The sequence below is a fragment of the Actinomadura sp. CNU-125 genome, assembly GCF_001942465.1.
In the GTDB taxonomy this organism is placed as follows: Bacteria; Actinomycetota; Actinomycetes; order Streptosporangiales; family Streptosporangiaceae; genus Spirillospora.
Genome location: NZ_MKJY01000038.1, coordinates 1 through 22,868, shown reverse-complemented (window position 1 = coordinate 22,868; position 22,868 = coordinate 1). Strand labels below are relative to the sequence as shown.

The 22,868-nt window shown below is 72.8% G+C and carries 14 protein-coding genes and 4 pseudogenes; 9 read left to right on the top strand and 9 right to left on the bottom strand.

The window, feature by feature from the left end; all coding sequences use genetic code 11:
- Positions 1–245 precede the first annotated feature (245 nt).
- Positions 246–1,589, bottom strand: coding sequence for an alpha-L-rhamnosidase C-terminal domain-containing protein (locus tag BJF79_RS05880; RefSeq protein WP_075895365.1), 1,344 nt, complete (start codon positions 1,587–1,589; stop codon positions 246–248).
- Between the two features lie 648 nt (positions 1,590–2,237).
- Here BJF79_RS05880 and BJF79_RS52820 point away from each other — a divergent pair.
- On the top strand, positions 2,238–2,456 hold the full coding sequence (locus BJF79_RS52820; protein WP_143219728.1) for a hypothetical protein: 219 nt from the start codon (positions 2,238–2,240) through the stop codon (positions 2,454–2,456).
- A 27-nt stretch (positions 2,457–2,483) separates the two neighbouring features.
- Here the strand turns inward: BJF79_RS52820 and BJF79_RS05870 are convergent, their stop codons facing one another.
- The 8 genes and pseudogenes from BJF79_RS05870 to BJF79_RS05835 all read right to left on the bottom strand — a co-directional run bounded on the left by BJF79_RS05870 (position 2,484) and on the right by BJF79_RS05835 (position 13,732).
- A complete protein-coding gene (locus BJF79_RS05870) occupies positions 2,484–5,030 on the bottom strand; it encodes an alpha-L-rhamnosidase C-terminal domain-containing protein (protein WP_075895363.1) in 2,547 nt (848 codons plus the stop codon).
- Positions 5,031–5,191: 161 nt separating this feature from the next.
- Positions 5,192–7,246, bottom strand: a pseudogene (locus BJF79_RS05865) (bifunctional aldolase/short-chain dehydrogenase).
- Positions 7,247–7,305: 59 nt separating this feature from the next.
- Positions 7,306–8,472 carry an L-rhamnose isomerase gene (gene rhaI, locus BJF79_RS05860; protein WP_075895366.1) on the bottom strand — a complete coding sequence of 389 codons (1,167 nt, stop codon included), beginning with the start codon at positions 8,470–8,472 and terminating at the stop codon, positions 7,306–7,308.
- Positions 8,473–8,537: 65 nt separating this feature from the next.
- Positions 8,538–8,870 carry an L-rhamnose mutarotase gene (locus tag BJF79_RS05855; RefSeq protein WP_075895362.1) on the bottom strand — a complete coding sequence of 111 codons (333 nt, stop codon included), beginning with the start codon at positions 8,868–8,870 and terminating at the stop codon, positions 8,538–8,540.
- A gap of 7 nt (positions 8,871–8,877) precedes the next feature.
- Positions 8,878–9,960: a rhamnose ABC transporter substrate-binding protein gene (gene rhaS, locus BJF79_RS05850; protein ID WP_075895361.1), complete on the bottom strand. Its 1,083-nt coding sequence runs from the start codon at positions 9,958–9,960 to the stop codon at positions 8,878–8,880.
- A 58-nt stretch (positions 9,961–10,018) separates the two neighbouring features.
- The gene (locus BJF79_RS05845) at positions 10,019–10,687 is read right to left on the bottom strand and encodes an ABC transporter permease (protein ID WP_262401590.1); all 669 of its coding nucleotides are present in this window, start codon (positions 10,685–10,687) and stop codon (positions 10,019–10,021) included.
- A gap of 351 nt (positions 10,688–11,038) precedes the next feature.
- Complete coding sequence (locus BJF79_RS05840; RefSeq protein ID WP_083733197.1) at positions 11,039–12,190, bottom strand: ABC transporter permease; 1,152 nt, start codon at positions 12,188–12,190, stop codon at positions 11,039–11,041.
- Between the two features lie 3 nt (positions 12,191–12,193).
- Positions 12,194–13,732: a sugar ABC transporter ATP-binding protein gene (locus tag BJF79_RS05835; protein WP_075895360.1), complete on the bottom strand. Its 1,539-nt coding sequence runs from the start codon at positions 13,730–13,732 to the stop codon at positions 12,194–12,196.
- 299 nt (positions 13,733–14,031) lie between these two features.
- On the opposite strand from BJF79_RS05835, the pseudogene BJF79_RS65275 reads away from it, so the two are divergent.
- The 8 genes and pseudogenes from BJF79_RS65275 to BJF79_RS05800 form a co-directional block, all read left to right on the top strand.
- A pseudogene (locus BJF79_RS65275) lies at positions 14,032–14,517 on the top strand (LacI family DNA-binding transcriptional regulator); the annotation flags it as partial.
- 67 nt (positions 14,518–14,584) lie between these two features.
- Positions 14,585–15,124 carry a substrate-binding domain-containing protein gene (locus BJF79_RS65270; RefSeq protein WP_316043279.1) on the top strand — a complete coding sequence of 180 codons (540 nt, stop codon included), beginning with the start codon at positions 14,585–14,587 and terminating at the stop codon, positions 15,122–15,124.
- Positions 15,121–15,833 (top strand): annotated as a pseudogene (locus BJF79_RS05825) ((Fe-S)-binding protein). The gene BJF79_RS65270 and the pseudogene BJF79_RS05825 overlap by 4 nt, the downstream one beginning before the upstream one ends.
- A 32-nt stretch (positions 15,834–15,865) precedes the next feature.
- Positions 15,866–17,269: pseudogene (locus BJF79_RS05820) on the top strand (LutB/LldF family L-lactate oxidation iron-sulfur protein); the annotation flags it as partial.
- A 101-nt stretch (positions 17,270–17,370) separates the two neighbouring features.
- On the top strand, positions 17,371–17,988 hold the full coding sequence (locus BJF79_RS05815; RefSeq protein WP_075895359.1) for a lactate utilization protein C: 618 nt from the start codon (positions 17,371–17,373) through the stop codon (positions 17,986–17,988).
- Positions 17,985–19,409 carry a rhamnulokinase gene (locus BJF79_RS05810; RefSeq protein WP_075895358.1) on the top strand — a complete coding sequence of 475 codons (1,425 nt, stop codon included), beginning with the start codon at positions 17,985–17,987 and terminating at the stop codon, positions 19,407–19,409. Before BJF79_RS05815 ends, BJF79_RS05810 begins: the two co-directional genes overlap by 4 nt.
- 208 nt (positions 19,410–19,617) lie before the next feature.
- Positions 19,618–20,289, top strand: a complete 672-nt coding sequence (locus BJF79_RS66535; RefSeq protein ID WP_083733196.1) for a fused DSP-PTPase phosphatase/NAD kinase-like protein — start codon at positions 19,618–19,620, stop codon at positions 20,287–20,289.
- A 77-nt stretch (positions 20,290–20,366) separates the two neighbouring features.
- The coding region (locus BJF79_RS05800; protein WP_075895356.1) for an ATP-binding protein at positions 20,367–22,868 on the top strand (2,502 nt) is incomplete at its 3' end.

Below are 22,868 nucleotides of genomic sequence, written 5' to 3'. Positions count from 1 at the left end.
GCCCGCGGCGCGGAGCACGTCGCGGCGCCGGACGCCCGCCGGCCGGTCGTGGGGGGATGGCGATTCGGACACGCAGACACGTCCTCTCACAGTGAACGGGTGGGTGGGCGGCGTCCGCGTCGCGGCACGGCCGCCGGACCAGCGGTCGTGCGAGTACGCCCGCGGGTCCGGCCGGTCGGTGCCTGAGGCGGATCCCCCGATCACGCCCTGAGGCGAGTCCCGTCAGGGGCCGGAAACGGGACCCGTCACCGGGCTTGCAAGGTGTGCCGGCCAGCGTCCACGCCGTCGACGTAGACGTGGCCCCCGTCACTGCTGACGCCGCGTACGAGGGCCTTGCCGTGCGCCCACACCGTCCGGCCGTCCAGGGTGACCCGGTCGGTGGACGACGAGACCGGGACGGCGAGGCGTCCGTCGGTGCCGCGCGGCGCGGTGACCTTGAGCTGGAACCCGTTCCGGCTCTTGCGCCAGGACGCGGCGATGTCGCCGTGCGGCGTCGGGACGGTTCCCTCGGCCCACTTCAGCTTGCCGGTGAAGGGGACGACGGCCCAGGAGGAGTAACCGGGGCCGGTCGGCTGGACGCCGAGCACCTTCGTGGTGAGGCTGGCGGTCGGCCCGGCCGCCCAACCGTGCGCAAGGCTGGAGAACTGCTTGAGGTTGGGCGTACCGTCCGGCTGCATGTGCTCCCAGAACGTGGAGCCCGGGTCCTGGCCGAGCTGGTGGCCCCAGTACTTGCGGATCAGGTCCAGACCGGACGTGTCGCCGGTGTTCAGGCGGGCGTCGACCTCGGCCCAGCTGGGCAGCGGCGCGTAGAACGGCGGGAGCGAGTCGTTCGGCGTGGACTCGGAGACGGTGAGGGAACCGTACTTCGACCAGTTGTGCTCGCGCAGGTAGGCCAGCGCCCGCTTCGCGCGGTCGCCTTCGGCGATTCCGGCCAGGACGGCCGCGGCGTTGCCGTCCTGCGGGTAGGCGCCCGGGATCTCGCGGGACAGCCGGTAGGCGCCGGCCTCGTCGTCCCACAGCTGCTCGTTGATCGCCCGCCGGACCGTGGCGGACCGGTCCCGGTACGTCCGGGCGGTGGAGGCGTCCTCGCGCGCCTCGGCCATCTCCGCCATCTGCGTGAGGTTCCGGGCGTACAGGGCGTTGACGTAGGTCTCGTGGCCGCAGTTGGAGTAGCCGTAGTGGCCGCAGGAGCCGACCTTCTCGAACGCGATGAGCCCCTTGTCGTCCTGGGCGCGCACCGACTCCAGCCAGGCCGTCGCCTTGGTGAGCTGCGGCCACCATTTGTCGAGGTAGGCGCGGTCGCCGGTGTAGAGCCAGTGGTCGTACATGTTCGACACGAACCAGGTGACGTACTCGCCGTAGTTGCGCAGCTCGTTCTGGTTGTGCTGGCCGACGAGGCTCGCCGCGGGCATGTAGCCGTCGGGGAGTTGCTGCGCGGCGAGCGAGGACAGCGAGTTGTCGACCGCGCCCATGTCGTAGGTGCTGACGTAGGCGACGGGCGCCTGCACCGCGAGGTCCCCCTGCCAGATGATCCGGTCGCGCTTGCCGCCGTCGTAGATGACGGACGTGCCGGGGTCGGCGAACGGCACCTGTGCGTCCGCGTGGTCGCCCTCGCCCGGCTTGTAGGGCCAGCTCTTGGCGGTGTTCGACGCGCCGGTGTTGATCTGGACGGTGTAGGCGCCGCGTACCAGATCTTGTTCAGCAGGTTGTCGCTGGACAGGAAGTGGCCCCGATAGTCGTCCAGGTCGCGCTGGTCGGGCGCGGCGGTGAAGTCGACGGTGATGCCGTCGATGTCGACGTACCCGGGACTGTCCAGGAACAGGGTCGCGTACCGGAAGCCGCCGCGCAGCGTCTCGTCCCGGACGGTGCCCGGCAGCTCCTGCCCGTCGAGCGGGAGGGCGTGGCTGTCGGTGTCCTCGGTGTAGGGCTGCCCGGGGAAGCCGTTCCAGATGTTGGCGGTGTCGCAGCCCGGCGCGATCTCGCCCTGGCCCTCGTTGTCGTCCGGGTCCAAGGCCATGTATCGGACGGACTCGGTGAAGCAGGCGCGCAGCTCCGGCCGCGTCTCCGAAGCGCCCTTGACCCGGACCTTCAGGTGCCCGGCGACCTCCTTGCCGAAGTCGATGATCAGCAGCGGGGAGCCGGTCCGGTCGCCGGTGCCGGTGAGGCGGACGGAGCCGCCGCCCTTCTTCAGGGCCGCGTCCGGCGAACCCGTGATCTTCCCGTCGCGCGGATCGGCCTTGAACACCTTCACGGGCTCGACGTTGCGGTCGGCCGGGGCCAGAACGTACGGGCGCCAGTTGCCGGGGGTCGGCGTGTACGAGGCGTCCTGCCAGGGACCGTGGCCGTGGCCGTGGCCGCCTGGGGACGCGGCGGCGGGCACGGCGGCGGCGCCGGTGACGGCCACGGCGGCGGCGATGGCCGCCAAGGCGAGGGAACGGTGGTGCTTGGGGTGGTGAGCCATCGTTGCTCCAGACGTGGGGAGGTCAGCTGGTCCGGGTCGCGGTGACGGTGGTGGTTCCGGTGAGGCCGGGAAGCTGGATCCGGCCGTCCTTGACGGTCACGCCGGGACGGGCGGTGCCGCCAGCGCGCCAGACGACCGTGTTCCCGACGCGGACCTCGGTGGTGCCCTCGGCGGGCACCCCGGCGGTCGCGGTGGTGCCGGACGGCGCCTCGACGCGCAGCGTGAAGGTGCGGCCGCGCTGCCGCCACGCGGCGGTGATGTCGCCGTGCGGAGTGGGCACCCGTCCCTGCGCCCACTTCAGGCCCTTCGGCGGATGGGGGGTGACGGCGAAGGTGCCGAACCCGCCGGACGTCGGGGCGACGCCGAGGACCTGGTTGGTCAGGAAGGACGTCGGCGCGGCGGCCCAGCCGTGCGACAGGCTCGTGTAGGAGCCGAGCTGCGGTGCGCCGACCGGGCTGACGTTCTCCCACAGCGTTCCGGGCTGGTCCTTGCCGAGCATCGGGGTCCAGGTCCGCCGCAGCAGCGACATCGCGCCGGAGACGTCGCCTTCGTCGACGTGCGCGAGCAGCGCCTGGCCGGACACGAACGGGCTGATGTACTGCGGGACCACACCGCCCGCCTCGTCCACGGTCAGGTCTCCGTAGCGACCCGCCAGGTCGTCGCCGAAGAACTCCAGCACCCGCTCGGCGCGCTCGCCGGTGGCGACTCCGGCGACGACGGCCATGGCGTTGCCGTCCTGCGGGTGGCGGTCGTCGGCCGGGCCGACCTTGTAGGCGCCCGCCTTCTCGTCCCACAGCTTGTCATTGATCGCCTCGGCGGTACGGGCGGCGTGCGCGCGGTACGTCGCGGCCAACTCCGTCTCGCCCTTGGTCTCGACCGCCTCGGCCGCCTGCCCGAGCACCCGCACGTAGAGGGAGCTGATGTAGGTGCCCTTGGCCTCGTTGCCGTAACCCCAGGTGCCGCCCGCGCCCTTCATGTCCAGCAGCCCGTCGGAGTCGGCCTTGGACTCCAGCCACGCGACGTTCTTCTTCATGGCGCCGTACCACTTGTCGAAGAACGCCTGGTCACCGGTGTAGAGGTAGTGGGTCCAGTAGTTGTCGAGCCACCAGGCCGCGTATTCGCCCCAGTTCATCTGGTAGCCGTGCTTCTCGGTGAGGTACATGCCGGGGATCTGGCCGTTCTCGGCCTGCCCCTTCGCCATGAAGCCGACGGCGTTGGCGGACGGCGCGGCCAGGCCCGTCGACAGGTACGACACCGTGTCGGCGACGGCGTTGTCCCCGCCCCAGATCATCCGGTCGCGCTTGGCGCCGTCGCTGATGATGCTCTTGCCCTCGCCGACGATCGCGTCGTTGCGGACCGGGCCCTCCGCGCCCGGGTAGGGACGCCCGGTCGTGGGGTCGATCGTCGCCATCTGCACGGTGTAGGCGCCCGCGTACCAGAGCCGGTTCAGGGTGTCGTCGCTGGACAGGAATGCGCCCCGGTAGCCGTTGAGGTCGGGGTTGGCGGGGTCGGCGGTGAACTTCAGCCGGAGGTCCGACAGCGCGACCTCGCCCGGGCCGTCCAGGAACACCATCAGGTAGCGGAACCCGCCCCGGATCACCGGGTCGGTCATGGTCTTCCGCCCGCGCTCGGTTTCCAGGTAGTGGGTTTCGGTGGCGAGGCCCACCGGGTCCTGGCTGTAGTCCGAGGCGGTGGTGAGGTAGGCGGGGCTCTCGCTGAACGCCAGGCCGAGCCGGGGCGAGCCCTCGCGGACGTCGGCCGTGACCTGGATCTGCCCGCCGACCTCCTGGCCGAAGTCGTAGATGACGTAGGGGCGGCCGTACTCGTTCGACCGCAGCGTGGTCGTCCCCTTGCCGATGGCTCCGGACGGGTTCCCGACGGTCCCGCCGTACGGCGCGCGGGACGGCTTCCCGGACTCGCCCAGAGTCCAGACGGCATGGACGCGGGCGCCCGTGCCGGGCTCGTCCGCGTTGCGGAAGGTCACCTCGATCTCGCCGGACCGGCCGACCAGCCGGGACGGAACCCGCACGTCGTAGTGGACGAGACCGGCCTTGTCTCCGCTCCACACGCCGGACTGTCGTGGATCGGGTTCGCGCCGGTACACGACCTGCCCGTTGACGAGGACGTCGTAGCGGGCGGTCGCGCTGCCCGCCTCCTCGACGCGCAACCGCACCTCCCGGTTCGGGGCGGCGCGCATCGTGTACCCGAACCACGCGCCGGCGTCGGTACCGGTCTGCCGGGTCATGACGCCGTCCGCCTTGGCGGTCGTGGAGGAACCGGCGCGCAGCGCGTGGCCCCGCGTCTCCGATTCGGCGGAAGCGGCGGTGACGTAGTCGGAGTTGACGGCATACGACTCGTGCGTCTTGGCGGCACGGACGGTGCGGTCCGATGGGGCGAGGATGTAGCGGTCGGCGCGCGACAGCGGCGGCAGCCCCAACCCGTCGCCCGGCGGCCGGGCGGGGGCCGCGGCCGCCGTCCCGGCGGGGACGGCGAGCAGGGCGGCGAGAGCGAGACCGGCGGTGGTGATGGCGGACACACGGGTGGGAGCGAACTTCTTGACCGGGTCCATCGTTTTCCCTTCGGGTCTACTGTTGAGAGGGCCCGTACGGACGACCGGCCGGCCGTGCGGGAACGCGACGGCGGCCTCGGTGCTGCGAACACCGGAGCCGACGCCGGTCCGGCCGGTCGTCCTTCCTTCTTCTTTTCGTGCTCTGGGCCGGATACCGCGGTTCAGCGCAGGAACGCGGCGGCGACGCCCGCGTCCACGGGCACGTGCAGGCCGGTGGTGTGGGTCAGGTCCCCGCCGGTGAGGGCGAAGACGGCGGCGGCGACGTGCTCGGGCAGCACCTCGCGCTTGAGCAGCGTCCGCTGGGCGTAGAACTCGCCGAGCTTCTCCTCCTCGACGCCGTAGACCGCGGCGCGCTTGGCGCCCCAGCCGCCGGCGAAGATCCCGGAGCCGCGCACCACGCCGTCCGGGTTGACGCCGTTGACGCGGATGCCGTGCTCGCCGAGTTCGGCGGCCAGCAGCCGCACCTGGTGCGCCTGGTCGGCCTTGGTGGCGCCGTAGGCGATGTTGTTCGGCCCGGCGAACACGCCGTTCTTGGAGGCGATGTAGACGATGTCGCCGCCCATCTCCTGGTCGATCATCACCCGGGTGGTCTCCCGGGCGACCAGGAACGAGCCGCGCGCCATCACGTCGTGCTGCACGTCCCAGTCGGCGACGGTCGTGTCCAGCAGCGGCTTGGAGATCGACAGCCCGGCGTTGTTGACGACCAGGTCCACGCCGCCGAACGCCAGCACGGCGTCCCGGACGGCCGCCGCGATCTCGTCCTCGGACGTGACGTCCGCCGCGACCGCGACCGCGACGTCCGCCGCCCGCAGCGCGGACGCGCCCAGTTCGGCGGCGACCTTCTCGGCGGCGGCGAGGTCGAGGTCGGCGACGACGACGCGCCGCCCTCGGCGGCCAGCCGGTGCGCGGTGGCGGCGCCGATGCCCGACCCGCCGCCGGTCACCAGCGCGACGCGGGTGGCGAGCGGCTTCGGCTTCGGCATCCGGCGGAGCTTGGCCTCCTCCAGCTCCCAGTACTCGATGCGGAACTTCTCCGCCTCGTCGATCGGCGCGTAGGACGACAGCGCCTCCGCGCCGCGCATCACGTTGATCGCGTTGACGTAGAACTCGCCCGCGACCCGCGCGGTCTGCTTGTTCGCGCCGAAGGAGAACATGCCGACGCCGGGGACCAGGACGATCGCGGGGTCCGCGCCGCGCATCGCCGGGGAGTCCGGGGTCGCGTGCCGGTCGTAGTAGGCGGCGTACTCCGCCCGGTACTGCGCGTGCAGTTCCTTCAGCCGGGCCTTGACCTCGTCGAGCGGCGCGGACGGCGGCAGGTCCAGCACCATCGGCGCGACCTTGGTGCGCAGGAAGTGGTCCGGGCAGGACGTGCCGAGCGCGGCCAGCCGCGGGTGCTCGGCGCGCGACACGAAGTCGAGCACCGCCTCGCCGTCGGTGAAGTGCCCGACCTGCGGACGGTCCGCGGACGCGAGCCCGCGGATCAGCGGGAACAGCGCGGCGGCGCGCTCGCGGCGCTCGTCCGCGGGCAGCGGCTCGTAGCCGTCGAGCACCGGGCCGAACGGTTCGGCGGCGCCGTGCTCGGCGATGTACGCCTCGGCCGTCCCGATGATCTCCAGCGAGTTGGCCCGGCACTCCTCGCTGGTGTCGCCCCACGCGGTGATGCCGTGCCCGCCGAGGATCACGCCGATCGCGTTCGGGTTCCGCTCCTTGATCTCGGCGATGTCGAGGCCGAGCTGGAAGCCGGGCCGCCGCCACGGCACCCACGCGACCTTCTCGCCGAAGATCCGGCGGGTCAGCTCGGCGCCGTCGGCGGACGTCGCGATCGCGATGCCCGAGTCGGGGTGCAGGTGGTCGACGTGCGCCGCCTCCACCAGGCCGTGCATCGCGGTGTCGATCGATGCGCGCGCCGCCCTTGCCGTGCAGGCAGTAGTCGAACGCGGCGACCATCTCGTCCTCGCGCTCCACGCCCGGGTAGACGTCCACGAGGGCGCGCATCCGGTCGAGGCGCAGGACCGCCAGGCCCTTCTCGGTGAGGGTGCCGAGGTCGCCGCCCGAGCCCTTCACCCACATCAGCTCGACGTCGCGGGCCGTCACGGGGTCGGTGACGGTGCCCTTCGCCGAGGCGTTGCCGCCCGCGTAGTTGGTGTTGCGGGGGTCGGAGCCGAGGGTGTTGGCCCGTTCCAGCAGCTTGCCCACCTCGGGTGGGGTCGCGGTCATCGATGCTCTCCTTGTCGGTGCCGAATCCGGATCAGCGGGTGTGCGGGTTGGGAGCGGTGTCAGGCGCCCCAGCCGGCGGCCTGGCCGCCCTGGCGCTCCGCGACGACGCGCTCGAAGTAGCCGGACGCCTTGTACGCGGCGATCGGGTCCGGGTGCAGGCCCGTCTCCTCGCGCAGTTCGGCCAGCAGCGGGCGGACGTCGGTGTTGTAGGCGTCCATGAAGATCGCGTTGGCGCCGAGGACGTCACCGGCGGCCTGCGCCGCCGACAGCGCGTCGCGGTCGATCAGCAGCGCCTTCGCGGTGGCCTCCTGGACGTTCATCACCGAGCGGATCTGGCCCTGGATCTTCGGCTCGATGTTGTGGCACTGGTCGAGCATGAACGCCACGCCCGTCTCCGCTTCGTACCCGCCGCCGCGCACCACCTCGTGCATGATGCGGAACAGCTGGAACGGGTCGGCGGCGCCCACCATCAGGTCGTCGTCGGCGTAGAAGCGGGAGTTGAAGTCGAACCCGCCGAGCTTCCCCTCGCGCAGCAGGAACGCCACGATGAACTCGATGTTGGTGCCGGGGGCGTGGTGCCCGGTGTCCACGACGACCTGCGCCTTCGGGCCGAGCTTGAGGCAGTGCGCGTAGGACGTGCCCCAGTCCGGCAGGTCGGTCATGTAGAACGCCGGCTCGAACAGCTTGTACTCCAGCAGGAACCGCTGGTCGTCGCCGAGCCGCTCGTAGACGGCGGCGAGCGCCTCGGCCATCCGGTCCTGCCGGGCGCGGACGTCGTCCTGCCCCGGGTAGTTCGTGCCGTCGGAGAACCACAGCTTCAGGTCGCGGGAACCGACCTCGTCCATGATGTCCACGCACTCGAGGAGGTGCGCGAGGGCCTTGCGGCGGATCGCCGGGTCGGGGTTGGTGACGCTGCCGAGCATGTAGTCGTCGTCCTGGAAGACGTTGGTGTTGACGGCCCCGATCCGCACCCCCTTCTCCTTGGCGTGCGCCGCCAGGGCGGCGTAGTCGTCCACCTTGTCCCAGGGGATGTGCACCGCGACGGTCGGCGCGACCCCGGTGAAGCGGTGCACCTGCGCGGCGTCGTCGATCTTCTCCTGCGGGGTGCGCGGCACGCCCTGCTGGGCGAAGACCTTGAACCGGGTCCCCGAGTTCCCGTACGCCCAGGAGGGAGTCTCGATCTGCTGGCGGCGCAGGGCGTCCTTCACCGCGCTGGTGTCGCTCACGGTCAACCTCTCGATTCGTCAGAAGCCCTCTGGTGAAGGCCCGTCGTTGCTACGGCCCGCCCACCTCAGTCGAGGTGGAAGACCTCTTCGAGCGGCCGCATCCCCTCGTCGGGGCGGCCGTCGAGGTCCTCGAAGAACGGCGCCATCTCCGCTTGCCAGCGGGCGTTGACGTCCGTCCGGGCCATGCGCTCCCGCGCCGCCTCGAAGTCGTCGGTCTCCAGGTAGCCGACGACGAGGCCGTCCGCACGCAGGAACAGGGAGTAGTTGTGCCAGCCCGAGTCGCGCAGCGCCTCCTGCATGTCGGGCCAGACCGCCCGGTGGCGCACCTTGTACTCCGCCAGGCGGTCCTGCCTCACCTTCAGCAGGAAGCACACGCGCTTTCCGCGTCCGGATGCCATCGGACGATCAGAACTGGAACTCGTCGATGTTGTCGGCGTTGAACTTCGTCGGCGGGCCGAGGATGATCTCACCGTTCGGCTGGATGGTGCGCTCGCCGAGGTCGCCGGCCTTCAGGACCTCGCCCTCCTTGCCGGTGATCTGGCCGGACGCCAGCGCGCCGCCCGCGTACGCGGCCAGGTAGCCGAGCTGCTTCGGGTCCCAGAGGGCGAACTCCTCGACGGTCTTGTTCTTGATGAACTGCCGCATCTGGTTCGGGGTGCCGAGGCCGGTCACCGCGACCTTGCCCTTGTACTCGGAGCCGTCGATGTAGCGGGCCGCGGCGGCGATGCCGACCGTGGTCGGGGCGATGATGCCCTTCAGGTCCGGGTACGCCTGCAGCAGACCCTGCGTCTGCTGGAAGGACTTCTGGTCGTCGTCGTCGCCGTAGGCGACCTTGACCAGCTCCATGTCGGCGTACTCGGGCTTCTCGAGCTCCTTCTTCATGAGCTCGATCCAGGCGTTCTGGTTGGTGGCGTTCGCCGTCGCCGACAGGATCGCGAACTTGCCCTTGGAGTCGATCTGCTCGGCGAGCATCTCGACCTGGGTGCGGGCGATGTCCTCGGAGCTGGCCTGCTTGATGAACACGTCGCGGCACTCGGGCGCGGTGTCGGAGTCGTAGGCGACGATCGCGATGTCCTGCTGCATGGCCTGCTTGAGCGGGCCGCACACCGCGTTCGGGTCGTTCGCGGAGATCATGATCGCGTCGTGCTGCTGCTGGATCAGCGTGTTGATGTAGGAGACCTGCGAGGACGCGGACGCGTCGGACGGGCCGACCTCCTTGGCCTCGGCCTCGAACCCCTTCGCGGCGGCGATGCCGGAGTCGTCCACGATCTTCATGTACGGGTTGTTGACCTGCTTGGGCAGGAACGCGAGCTTGAGGCCCTTCTCCATGGGCGCGTTCGGGTTCGCGGTCTTGCCGCTGGCGGACTTGTCGCCCGAGGACTCGGCCGAGTCCTTCGTGGTGCCGCCGCAGGCGGCGAGCGACAGCGCGAGCGCGCCGGCGGTCGCCGCGGCGAGGGCGCGGCGCGGGAGGCGCAGACGGACGGTCATTGGTGTGCCTTTCGGAGATTCGATCTGGGGTGGGTGGTGCGGGGCGGGCGGACCCGGGCTAGGAGGACGCGGCGGGGGTCGCGGGTTTCGCGCCCCGCCGCCGCCCTTGTGCCTCGCGGAACACGGCGATCAGCCGCGGCGTGAGGACGCTGATGATGAGCAGGAAGCCGGTGACGATCGACTGGGTCTCGGTGCTGACGTCGTTCAGCATCAGCAGGTTGCGCAGCAGGCCGATCACCAGCACGGCCGCGATGACGCCGCCGAGGGTGCCCTTGCCGCCGTCGAAGTCGATGCCGCCGAGCAGCACCGCCGCGATGACGGTCAGTTCCAGGCCGAGCCCGTTGTCGGCGCGGGCGCTGCCGTAGCGGAGCGTGTAGATGATCCCGGCGAGGGCCGCGACGACGCCGGACACCGCGAACAGCACGAGCTTGATGCGCTTGACGCGGATGCCCGCGAAGTACGCGGCGTCCTCCTGCGCGCCGATCGCGAACAGCGACCGGCCGATGCCGGTGGCGTGCAGGACGATGCCGGTCGCCAGGGCCAGCACGGCGAACAGCGCGATCGGGTACGGGATCGGGGTGCCCGGCACGTTGTTCAGCGTCATGTCGGTGTAGGTCGCGGGGAACTGCGACACCGCGCCGGTGCCGAGCGTCACGTAGGCGAGACCCCGGTAGAGGGTCATCGTGCCGATCGTGACCGCCAGCGACGGCAGCCCCAGCTTCGTCACCAGGAACCCGTTGACCAGCCCGCAAGACGAGCCCGACGGCGAGCACGATCGGGATGATCGACTCGATCGCCATGCCGCCGTCCCACAGCTTGCCGGTGAGGGCGCTGCACAGCCCGAGGACGGACGCGACCGACAGGTCCACCTGGCCGCAGACGACCAGCAGCGTCATCGGCAGCGCGATCAGCGCGATCTCCGACAGGTCGCGCAGCGCGAACGACAGGTTGCCGCTGTTGCCGAAGTCGGGCGAGAACCCGATGCCGCCGACGAACACCGCGACCAGCAGCGCCGTGATGGCCGTCTCCCACCGGACGAACCGTCCGGCCGAGACCGACAGGGAGCGCGCGTCGCTCGTCATGAGTCCTTCCCCTTCGTGGCCGTGCCCGTCGTACCGTTCTTCGCGGGCGCCGCGGTGCCGGGCGCGGACTCGCTCTTCGCGGGCGCCGCGGTGCCGGGCGCGTCCACCGAATGCCTGGTGCGGGACTTCAGCGCCCGCGCCATGCGCAGTTCCAGCAGCCGGTCCACGCTGATCGCCAGCAGCAGCAGGACGCCCGTGATGGCCTGCTGCCAGAACGAGTTGACCTTGAGCACCACCAGCACGCTGCCGATGGTGGTGAGCAGCAGCGCGCCGAGCGCCGCGCCGTAGACGGTGCCGACGCCGCCGGTGATCGCGACGCCGCCGACCACGACCGCGCTGACGACCGTCAGCTCCCAGCCGTTGGCGGCGTCGGCGACGACCGTGCCGAACCGGGCCAGCCACAGCACCCCGGCCAGGCCGGCGAGTCCGCCGCTGACCAGGTAGGCGGTCAGGACGCGGCGGCGCATCGGGATGCCCGCCAGGCGCGCCGCCTCCGGGCTGGAGCCGATCGCGTAGAACTCCCGGCCGGACGAGTAGGACCGCAGGTAGTAGCCGACCAGCAGCATCACGACCACCGTGATGATCGGCAGGTAGGGAATGCCGAGGATGCCGCCGGTGCCCACCGACAGGATCCCGTCCGGGACCTCCGACGCGCTGATCTGCTCGCCCTGCGCGATCCGGTACTGGAGCCCCTGGATCACGTAGAGGGTGCCGAGCGTGACGACCAGGGCCGGGACCCTGCAGAAACTGACGAGCAACCCGTTGACGAGCCCGCAGACGAGCCCGATCCCGACGCCGAGCAGGACGGCGACGAGGATGTTCGTCTCGCTCCCCGACACGAAGCTGCCGACCAGGAACGCGACGAGCCCGACGACCGACCCGACCGACAGGTCGATGTTGCGGGTGACGACGACGATCGTCTGCCCGACGGCCAGCAGCACCAGGATCGAGGCGTTCAGGAAGATGTCCTTGACGCCCTGCTCGGACAGGAACCGCGGGTTCGCGATCGTCGTGGCGACGACCAGGACGACCAGCGCGCCGAAGATGCTCAGCTCGCGCGCGCGCAGGAGGAGGTCGACGAGGCGGCGGCCTCCCCCCGGCGCGCCGTCCGGCCCGCTGCGGGCCGGGGACTCTGCGAGAACGGTCATGGGTCAGGCGGCCTTTCCGTTGTCGGCGCGGCCGGTCGCGGCGGCCATCACGTTCTCCTCGGTCGCGTCCGCGCGGCCGATCTCGGCGGTGATCCGGCCCTCGTGCATCACCAGGACGCGGTCGGCCATGCCGATCACCTCCGGCAGGTCGGAGGAGATCATCAGCACCGCGAGGTCCTGCGCCGCGAGTTCCGACAGCAGCCGGTGCACCTCGGCCTTGGTGCCGACGTCGATGCCGCGCGTCGGCTCGTCCACGATGAGGACGTCCGGCTCGGTCGCCAGCCACTTGGCGAGCACGACCTTCTGCTGGTTGCCGCCCGACAGGACGCCGACGACATCGCTGAGCCGCGCGTACTTCAGCTGCAGCTTCAGCGCCCAGTCGGCGGCGCGGTCGCGCTCCACTTTCCGGGAGATCAGCCCGGCGCGGCCGGTCGCCTTGCGGAGCGTCCGAAGCTGGGTGAGGCCCATGTTCCGCTCGATGGACATGTCCATGACCAGGCCCTGCTGGCGGCGGTCCTCGGGGACGAGCGCGAGCCCGGCCGACATCGCCGCGGTCGGGCTGCCCGCGGGCAGCGCCTTCCCGGCGACCTCGACGGACCCGGCGTCCCAGCGGTCCACCCCGAAGATCGCGCGGGCGACCTCGGAGCGGCCCGCGCCGACCAGCCCGGCCAGCGCGACGATCTCGCCGCGCCGCACCTCGAACGAGACGTCGGCGAAGGTGCCCTCGCGGGTCAGCCGGCTCACCTTGAGCGCGACCTCGCCGGGCGCCACGTCCTGCTTGGGGTAGAGCGCGTCGAGGTCGCGGCCGACCATCCGGCGGACCAGGTCGTCGGGGGTGAGGCCGTCGATCGGCTCGGTGCCGATGTAGGTGCCGTCCCGCAGCGTGGTGACCCGCTGGCAGATCTCGAAGATCTCCTCCAGCCGGTGCGAGATGAACAGGATCGCGCAGCCCTGCTCGCGCAGCGTCCGGGTGACGGTGAACAGCCGGGCGACCTCCTGCCCGGTCAGCGCGGCCGTCGGCTCGTCCATGATCAGCACGCGCGCGTCCCGGGAGATGGCCTTGGCGATCTCCACGACCTGCTGGTCGGCGATCGACAGGCCGCGGGCGGGCTGCTGCGGGTCGAGCGCGACCCCGAGCCGCTCGAACAGCTTCGCCGTCTCGGCGTGCATCGCCTTGCGGTCGATGCGGCCGGCCGCGGCGCGCGGCTGCCGGCCCATGAAGATGTTCTCGGCGACCGACAGGTCCGGGAACAGGGTCGGCTCCTGGTAGATGACGGCGACGCCCGCGGCCTGCGCGTCGGCGGGACCGCCGAAGCTCACCGCCGCGCCGTCCACCCGCACCTCGCCCGCGTCCGGCCGGTGGACGCCTGCGAACGTTTTTACGACCGTGGACTTGCCGGCGCCGTTCTCGCCCGCCAACGCGTGCACCTCGCCGGCGTGGAGCTCCAGGGTCACCCCCTGCAGGGCGCGGACGGCGCCGAACGACTTGCTCACGTTGACCAGGGCCAATGTCGGCGGTGCCGACCGGCCGGGTGCACTCATGGCGACCCTCCTCGCGGGGGACGTCCGAAACGGGACGGTGAAAAACGTTTTAACAGGATGTTGCGGAGGACGGTAGATGTGACGTGACGCACCCGTCAAGGGGGAACATCGGGCGGACCCCCTCCAGACGCAGCAAGAACCCCGGCCCGTCAAGGGTTTCGAACATTTTGAAGTTCCCCTGCGACCGGGTCCGGCCGCGACACCCGGCGGCCCCGATCTGGTCATCCAGGGGTTGACACGTTTTAATCGATGACCCAAAGTGTCCGACACCACAACCGGATCTCGACGGGGGCGAAAGCGTGAGCACTGAAGGCACCGGGCGGCCGGGCGGCGGTTCCGGCTCCGCGGGGGCGCGGCCGGCCGTCGGGATCAAGCAGGTCGCCGCGCACGCCGGCGTCTCCCCCGGCACCGTGTCGAACGTGCTCAACCGGCCCGAGCGGGTCGCCGACGCCACCCGCGCCCGCGTCGAGCAGGCGATCGTCGAACTCGGGTTCGTCCGCAACGGGTCGGCGTCCACGCTGCGCGCCGGGCACAGCAGCACGATCGGGCTGATGGTGCTCGACCTCGCCAACCCCTTCTTCACCGACCTCGCCCGCGGCGTCGAGGACGTCGCCAGCGAACGCGGCTACGCGGTGATCCTCTCTTCGTCGGCCGAGTCGGACGAGCGGGAGCAGCGCAACCTGCGGGTCCTCGCCGAGCAGCGGGTCCGCGGCGTCCTGCTGACCCCGGTCGGCGACGACGGCGCGAACGCCGACCGGCTCCGCGACCGCGGCGTCCCGGTCGTCCTGCTGGACCACCCGACGCCGCGCGCCAACCAGTGCTCGGTCGCGTCGACGACGTCGCGGCGGCGAGCTGGCCGCCGGGCGGCTGCTCGACGACGGGGCCCGCACCCTCGCGTACGTCGCGGGCCCGTCCGTCCTGCGGCAGTGCGCGGACCGGCGCAAGGGGGCGCTGCGCGCGCTCAAGGCCGCCGGGCTCGGCCGCGACGCGCTGCGCGAGGTGACCGTCCCGGCGATGAACGCCCGCTCCGGCCAGGAGGCGGCGCGCCGCCTGCTCGCCGACGGCCGCCCGCTGCCCGACGCGATCTTCTGCGCCAACGACCTGCTCGCCCTCGGCGTGCAGCGCGAGCTGCTGCAGGCCGGGGTGAAGGTCCCGACTGACGTCGCGATCATGGGGTACGACGACATCGAGTTCTCCGCGGCCGCCGCCGTCCCGCTGAGTTCCGTGCGGCAGCCCACCTACCAGCTCGGCCGGATCGCGACGGAGCTGCTGCTGGAGGAGTGCGACGACGAGGGCGCCGGGCACGCGCACCAGCAGGTGATGTTCCAGCCCGAACTCGTCGTCCGCGAGTCCAGCCGGCCCGCCGGCGCCCCGAAGGGAGGGCAGGAATGAAGGTCGCGCTGTTCCTGACCTGCGTCAACGACACGATGTACCCGGAGACCGGCAAGGCGATGGTGCGGCTGCTGCGGCGGCTCGGCCACGACGTCGAGTTCCCGGCCGGGCAGACGTGCTGCGGGCAGATGCACCTCAACACCGGCTACCGCACGCAGGCGAAACACCTGGTGAAGGGGTTCGCCGAGACGTTCGGCGACTACGACGCGGTCGTGACGCCGTCGCGTCGTGCGCCGCGATGATCCGCGACTGGCACCCGCGCCTCGCGCCCCGCACCGCCGCCCTCGCGTCCCGCGTGTACGAGCTGACGGAGTTCCTCGTCGACGTCCTCGGCGTCACCGACGTCGGCGCGTACTACCCGCACCGCGTCACCTACCACCCGACCTGCCACTCGCTGCGGATGCTGCACGTCGGCGACCGTCCGCTGCGGCTGCTGAAGGAGGTCCGCGGCATCGACCTGGCCGACCTGCCGGACGCGACGCAGTGCTGCGGGTTCGGCGGCACGTTCGCGCTGAAGAACGCCGACGTGTCGGCGGCGATGTGCGCCGACAAGGTGACGGCCGTCCGGGAGACCGGCGCCGAGACGCTGTGCGCCGCCGACAACTCCTGCCTGATGCACATCGGCGGCGCGCTCACCCGCACCCGCGCGGGCGTCCGGACCGTCCACCTGGCCGAGATCCTCGCGTCCACGGAGGAAGAACCCGCATGACCTCGCAGAACGCGATGCCGACCTACCTCGGCATGCCCGCCTTCCCGGACGCCGCGCGCGAGGCCGTCGCGGACACGCGGCTGCGCGGCAACCTCGCGCACGCCACCGGCACCATCCGGGAGCGCCGCGCCGCCGCCGTCGCCGAACTGGACGACTGGGACGCGCTGCGCGAGTCGGGCAAGCAGCTCAAGGACCACGTCCTCGCGAACCTCGGCCACTACCTGCGGCGGCTGGAGGAGAAGGTGACCGAGGCGGGGGGAACGGTCCACTGGGCGCGCGACGCCGCCGAGGCGAACCGGATCGTCGCCGACCTGGTGAAGGCCACCGGCGAGACCGAGGTCGTCAAGGTCAAGTCGATGGCCACCCAGGAGATCGGCCTCAACGAGGCGCTCGCCGACGAGGGCATCGCCGCCTACGAGACCGACCTCGCCGAACTGATCGTCCAGCTCGGGCACGACCGCCCGTCGCACATCCTCGTCCCCGCCATCCACCGAAACAGGTCCGACATCCGCGACATCTTCCGGCGGGAGATGCCGGACGCGCCCGCGGACCTGACCGACTCCCCCGCCGACCTCGCCGAGGCCGCCCGGCGGCACCTGCGGGCGAAGTTCCTGTCGGCGAAGGTCGCGGTGTCGGGCGTCAACTTCGCGGTCGCCGACACCGGCACCCTCGTCGTCCTCGAATCGGAGGGCAACGGCCGGATGTGCCTCACCCTCCCCGAGACGCTGATCTCGGTGATGGGCGTGGAGAAGATCGTCCCGACGATGCGGGACCTGGAGGTGTTCCTGCAGCTCCTGCCCCGCTCGTCCACCGCCGAGCGGATGAACCCCTACACCTCCACCTGGACGGGCGTGCACCCCGGCGACGGGCCCCGCGACTTCCACCTCGTCCTGCTCGACAACGGCCGCACCGACACGCTCGCCGACGAGGTCGGCCGGCAGGCCCTGCGCTGCATCCGCTGCTCGGCGTGCCTGAACGTCTGCCCCGTCTACGAACGCGCGGGCGGGCACGCCTACGGTTCGCCCTACCCGGGGCCGATCGGCGCGATCCTGTCGCCGCAGATCCGCGGCATCGGCTCGGACGTCGACGCCTCCCTGCCGTACGCGTCGTCGCTGTGCGGCGCGTGCTTCGAAGCCTGCCCGGTCGCGATCGACATCCCCGAAGTGCTCGTCCACCTGCGCGCGCCGCGCCGTCGAGGACGGCCCCCGCCACCCGGTGGAACGGGCCGCGATGACCGCCGCCGGGTGGACGCTGCGCTCGCCCGCGCGCCTCGCGCTCGTGCAGCGCGCCGCGTCGGCGTCCGCCGCATCGTCGCGCCCCGCGGCCGGATCCGGCGGCTCCCCGGACCGCTGCACGCCTGGACCGAGACCCGCGACGCCCCCGCGCCGCCGAAGGAGTCGTTCCGCGCCTGGTGGTCCCGGACGAACGGCGGCCGCCCCGGCGGCGGCCCCGGGCTGCCCCCGCCCGAAACCGGCGCCGGGCGCGAACCCGACGCGGGCCGCACGAACGGTGCGCAGCGGGAGACGGGGGACGGGCGATGAGCGCGCGGGACGAGATCCTGCGGCGGGTCGACGGGATCGTCCCGGCGCGTCCGGCCGCGGACGTCGCCGCCGACTACGCGCGGATCGAGCGCGGCTACGCGCGGCGGCACCACGAGGACGGCGTCCTCGATCTGCTGGCCGAGCGCGTCGCCCACTACCGGGCGACCGTCCTGCGGGCCGCCGAGGCCGACCTGCCCCGCCTGATCGCCGAACGGCTCGCGGCGCGGCCGGGCGCGTACGGGGCGCCGTCCGATCTGCCGGACGCGTGGCTCGCGGACGTGCCGTCGATCGTGCGCGACCCGGCCGTCGCCGACCTGGACGGGCTCGCGGGCGCCGTCACCGGCTGCGCCGCGGCGATCGCCGAGACCGGCACGATCGTCCTCGACCACGGGCCCGGGCAGGGACCCCGCGCGCTGTCGCTGGTCCCCGACTACCACCTGATCGTCGTCCGCGCCGCGCAGGTCGCCCCCGACGTCCCCGAGGCGCTGGAGCTGCTCGACGCGTCCCGTCCCCTGACGATGGTCTCCGGCCCCTCGGCGACCAGCGACATCGAACTGTCGCGCGTGGAGGGCGTGCACGGCCCCCGAACCCTCGAAGTGGTGATCGCGGAATGAACGAGAAAATGTTCGCGGCCGCCGACCTCGGCGCGTCCAGCGGGCGGGTGATGACCGCGCGGGTCGGCCCGGGCGTCCTGGACCTGCGGGAGGTGCGGCGGTTCCCGAACCGGCCCGTGCGGGTGAACGGCACCCTGCACTGGGACATCCTCGGGCTCTACGGCAACGTCCTGGACGGGCTGCGCGCGTGCCCGGACGGCCTCGCGTCCATCGGCATCGACTCGTGGGCCGTCGACTACGGGCTGCTGGACGAGGACGGCGACCTGCTCGGCAACCCCGTCCACTACCGCGACGGGCGCACCGACGGGGTCATGGAACGGGTCCGCGCCGAGGCCGGCGACGACCTGCTCTACCGGGAGTCCGGCCTGCAGTTCCTCCCGTTCAACACGATCTACCAGCTGGCCGCCGACGACCTGTCCCGCGCGCACACCCTGCTGCTGATCCCCGACCTGCTCGCGTTCTGGATGACCGGCAGGCGCGTCGCCGAGCGGACGAACGCGTCCACGACCGGCCTGCTGGACGCGCGCAGCGGCCTGTGGTCGCGTCCCCTGCTCGACCTCGCCGGTGTCTCGCCGGACGTGCTGGCGCCGCTGGTCGATCCGGGCGAGGTGATCGACCGGATGGGGCCGGAGGCGGGCGGCGAGTGCGGGCACCGCGGCACGCCCGTCACCGCCGTGGGCTCGCACGACACCGCGTCCGCGGTCGTCGCCGTCCCGGCGTCCGGCCGCCGGTTCGGCTACATCTCCTGCGGGACGTGGTCGCTGGTCGGGGTCGAACTGGACGAGCCCGTCCTCGGCGAGGAGAGCCGCAAGGCGAACTTCACCAACGAGGGCGGCGTGGACGGCACCGTCCGGTACCTGCGCAACGTGATGGGGCTGTGGCTGCTGCAGGAGTCGATGCGGACCTGGGGGAACCCCGATCTGCCCGCGCTCCTCGCCGAGGCCGCGCGGGTGCCGGGGCTGCGGTCGCTCATCGACCCCGACGACCCCGAGTTCCTCCCGCCGGGCGACATGCCGGCCCGCATCGCCGCGCACTGCCGCCGCCGCGGCTTCCCCGAACCGGCGACGCGCGCCGAGACGGTCCGCTGCGTCATGGACAGCCTCGCCCTGGCGCACCGGGAGACGCTGCGCGAGGCCGCGCGGCTGTCGGGCACCCACGTCGAGGTCGTGCACCTCGTCGGCGGCGGCAGCCGCAACGAGCTGCTGTGCCGGTTGACGGCCGACGCGTGCGGGCTGCCCGTCGTCGCCGGGCCCGTCGAGGCGACCGCCCTGGGCAACGTCCTGGTGCAGGCGCGCGCGCACGGCAGCGTGGGGAGCCTCGCCGAGATGCGCGAACTCGTCGCCGCGACGCAGCAACTGCGCCGCTACGAGCCGTCCGATGACACCGATCGTTGGAACGAGGCAGCGGAGCGGCTGCGCTGACGTTAACCTCGCCGTGTGCGCGCGCGGCGAATCCTCGGCTGGACGATCGCGGGCTACGCGGCCGCGTGGCTCGGCACCGGCGCGGCGATGCTGCTGCTGAGCGAACGCGCACGCGCGGGCGTCCACCGGGTCCCCGCGCCCGGCGTCCCGAAGTTCGCCCGCGTCGACGACCGCGTGTTGGCGCGGCGCCGCCCCGACCGCCGAAGGGATCCGCTGGCTGCGCGCGGAAGGCGTCCGCACCATCGTCGACCTCCGCGCCGAGGCCGCCCCGGCGGGACCGGCCGCGCCCGGCTCGCCCGCCGCGCGCGTTCCGGACCGGGATGCGGCCGCGGCCGGGATGTCCGTCGTGCGGATTCCGCTGCCGGACGGGCGGGCGCCCTCGGCGGCGCAGGTGGGGCGGTTCCTGGACGTGGTCGAGGGGGCCCGGCGCCCGGTGTTCGTGCACTGCGGCGCGGGCGTGGGGCGGACCGGGTCGATGGTCGCGGCGTACCTCGTCTGGACGGGACGCTCCTACGCGGACGCCGCGACGGTGCGGAGCCTGGCGTTCGGGCCGCCGACGCTGGAGCAGTTCGCGTTCATGCGGGGCCTGGACGGTGCGGCACGGCGGCCGGCGCGGCCGGTGACGCGGGCAGTAACGGTGTTCAGCCGGATCGCCGACTCCCCGCGCCGGGCGCGGGCGCGGCTGCGACGCGTCGCGCGCGCGGCGCCGGGCGGGACGGCCGGGAATGTGACGGCCGGGGCACGGTTTACCCACCCCCGGTTGACACCGGGCCCCTTGCGACGCTTGATAGCTATTGGACACGATGGTCACGAAGGAGGCGGGCCCACGTACCAGAGGGCGTGTTGCCCCGCCTTATTGACGGATCACCCGATAAGGTGATCCCTGCAATTCTCGGGAACCGCGACGACAAGCATGATCACGGCGTTTCGACCGCCTGTCGCTGTTGGGGTGTGGACATGGAGGGTCGTGCCGAGCGCGACGCCGGTGCTCAGTCGCCCGGCAATGCTCCGCTGGTCGGGCGACGGGACGCGCTGGCCGGGATCGGCCGCGCGCTGGACGGCGTCCAGCAGGGGTTCGGTTTCCTGGCGCTGATCGGCGAGCCGGGCGTCGGCAAGACGCGGCTGCTGGGCGAGCTCGCCGACGGGACCGAGGCGCGCAAGCTGCCGTGCCTGGCCGGGCGGGCCGCCGAGTTCGAGCAGGAGATGCCGTTCGGCGCCGTCGTGGACGCGCTCGACGACCTGCTGGAGGAGTCGGTTCCCGACCTTTCGGACGCGCAGCTGCGGCTGCTCGGCACCGTGTTCCCCGCGCTGTCGGACCCGGCGGCCGAACCGGCGCCGCCCGGCGGCGACCCGGCGTCGCGGGTGGCCCGCTACCAGCTGCACCGGACGGTACGGCATCTGCTGGAGCAGCTCGCGGCGCCGTCCGGGCTGGTGCTGATCCTGGACGACCTGCACTGGGCCGACGACGCGACGATCGAGCTGCTCGACCATCTCGTCCGGCATCCGCCGCGCGCCCGGGTGCTGGTCGCGGCGGCGTACCGGCCCGCGCAGGCGTCGCCGCGGCTGGCGGCGCTGGTCGACGCGGCCGGGCCGCACGGCACCCGCATGCCGGTCGACCCGCTCACCCAGGGGGAGGTCGAGGAGTTCCTCGGCCCCGACGTGGGCGCGGCGCGGTGCGAGTCGCTGTTCAAGGCCAGCGGCGGCAACCCCTTCTACCTTGAGGCGCTGGCCCGGATGGGACGCGACGACGCCGCGGTCGACGGGACCGACTGGCGCAAGGGCGTCGCGGAGCTGACCGACGTCCCGGCGGCCGTCCGGACGGCGCTGCAGGTCGAGCTGAGCGCGCTGCCGCCGGAGGCGCTGCTGCTCGCGCGCGGCGCGGCCGTCGCCGCCGACTTCTTCGAGCCCGCGCTCGCGGCCGTCGCCGCCGAGCTGGACGAGGCCGCCGCGCTGGCCGCGCTGGACGTGCTGACCGCGCACGACGTGGTGCGCGCCGGGTCGGGCGGGCGGTTCAAGTTCCGGCATCCGCTGGTGCGGCACGTGGCGTACGCGTCGACGGCGGCCGGGTGGCGGCTCGCGGCGCACGAGCGGGTCGCGGTGCGGCTGGCGGAGCTGGGTGCCCCCGCGACGGTGCAGGCGCACCACGTCGTGCGGTCGGCGCAGTTCGGGGACCGGCGGGCCGTCGCGACGCTGGTGGAGGCGGCGCGCTCGGTCGGGCCGCAGGCCCCCGGCACCGCCGCGTACTGGCTGAAGGCCGCGCTGCGGCTGCTGCCGGACGAACCGGCGGCCGGCGGGCCCGACCGGACGGAGCTGCTGCTGGAGCTCGTGCACGTGCAGGCCGTCAGCGGGCACGCCGAGGAGGGCCGGGAGACCGCGCGGACGCTGCTGGCGCTGCTGCCCGAGGCCGACACCCTGCGCCGGGCGCGGACCGTCCAGCTGTGCGCGGTCATGGACCGGCAGATCGGCCGCATCCACGAGGCGCGCGCGCTCGTCCTGGACGAGCTGCGCCGCATCCCCGACCGGCAGACGCCCGAGGCGCTGCTGCTGCGGATCCGGCTGGTCGCCGACCGCATCCAGAAGATCGACACCCGGGGTTCGCAGGCGGTCCTGGACACCATTCCCGAGAGCGCCCCCGAGTGGGGCCCGGGGCTGACGGCGGCGGTCGCGTCGATGCGTCCGATGGTGTCGCACGCGCGCGGCGAGACCGCCGAGGCGATCGCGTACGCGCGGGCGGCCGACGAGCGGTTCGCGGCGGCGTCCGACACCGACTTCGCCGACTGCCTCGACTGCATCACCTGGCTGGTGTGGGCGGAGCTGTTCCTCGGCATGTACGACAGCGCGCTGCGGCACGTCGACCGGCTCGTCGCGATCGCGCGGCGGACCGGGCAGCTGTACATCCTCGGCTACATGCTGGCCGGACGGGCGCGCGCGCTGGGCCTGCTCGGACGGCTGGAGGAGGCCGCGGCCGCCGCGGACGAGGCCGCCTCCGTCGGCCGCGACCTGCGCTCCCCCGAGGTGATCGCCTACGGGGCGACGCAGCAGTGCCTGATCGCGAGCTGGTCCGGCGACCACGAGCGGGCGCTGGCGGCCGGGGAGGAGGCCGTCTCCTGCGACACCGGGTCCGGCGAGTGGTGGACGCACATGACGTCCATCGTCCGCGCCTTCGCGATGATCAACGCGGGACGGCACGCGGAGGGCGCGGAGGCGCTGATCGCGGGCTGCGCGGCCGGTACCGGCGGGCTCGACTTCGGCACGCTGACCGGGTGCGCCGAGGCGCTGGCGGGGTCCGCGCCGGGCAGGCACGACGCCGAGGACGCCGCGACCTGGGCGGGCATCGCCGAGGAGATGGCCAATCCGGCGCTGGACGGCGATGTCGGGCTGGCCCGGCTCGCCCGCGCCCACGCGGTCCGGCTCACGACCCGCGGCGGGCGCGGACGTCGCCGGGGAGGCGGCGGCGCT

What these genes read in the sequence shown, in the direction of transcription:
- BJF79_RS05870 (WP_075895363.1), bottom strand. Translation starts at nt 5,030, where the DNA reads ATGGACCCGGTCAAGAAGTTCGCTCCCACCCGTGTGTCCGCCATCACC.
- BJF79_RS05855 (WP_075895362.1), bottom strand. Translation starts at nt 8,870, where the DNA reads ATGGCATCCGGACGCGGAAAGCGCGTGTGCTTCCTGCTGAAGGTGAGG.
- rhaS (WP_075895361.1), bottom strand. Translation starts at nt 9,960, where the DNA reads ATGACCGTCCGTCTGCGCCTCCCGCGCCGCGCCCTCGCCGCGGCGACC.
- BJF79_RS05840 (WP_083733197.1), bottom strand. Translation starts at nt 12,190, where the DNA reads ATGACCGTTCTCGCAGAGTCCCCGGCCCGCAGCGGGCCGGACGGCGCG.
- BJF79_RS05835 (WP_075895360.1), bottom strand. Translation starts at nt 13,732, where the DNA reads ATGAGTGCACCCGGCCGGTCGGCACCGCCGACATTGGCCCTGGTCAAC.
- BJF79_RS05815 (WP_075895359.1), top strand. Translation starts at nt 17,371, where the DNA reads ATGAGCGCGCGGGACGAGATCCTGCGGCGGGTCGACGGGATCGTCCCG.
- BJF79_RS05810 (WP_075895358.1), top strand. Translation starts at nt 17,985, where the DNA reads ATGAACGAGAAAATGTTCGCGGCCGCCGACCTCGGCGCGTCCAGCGGG.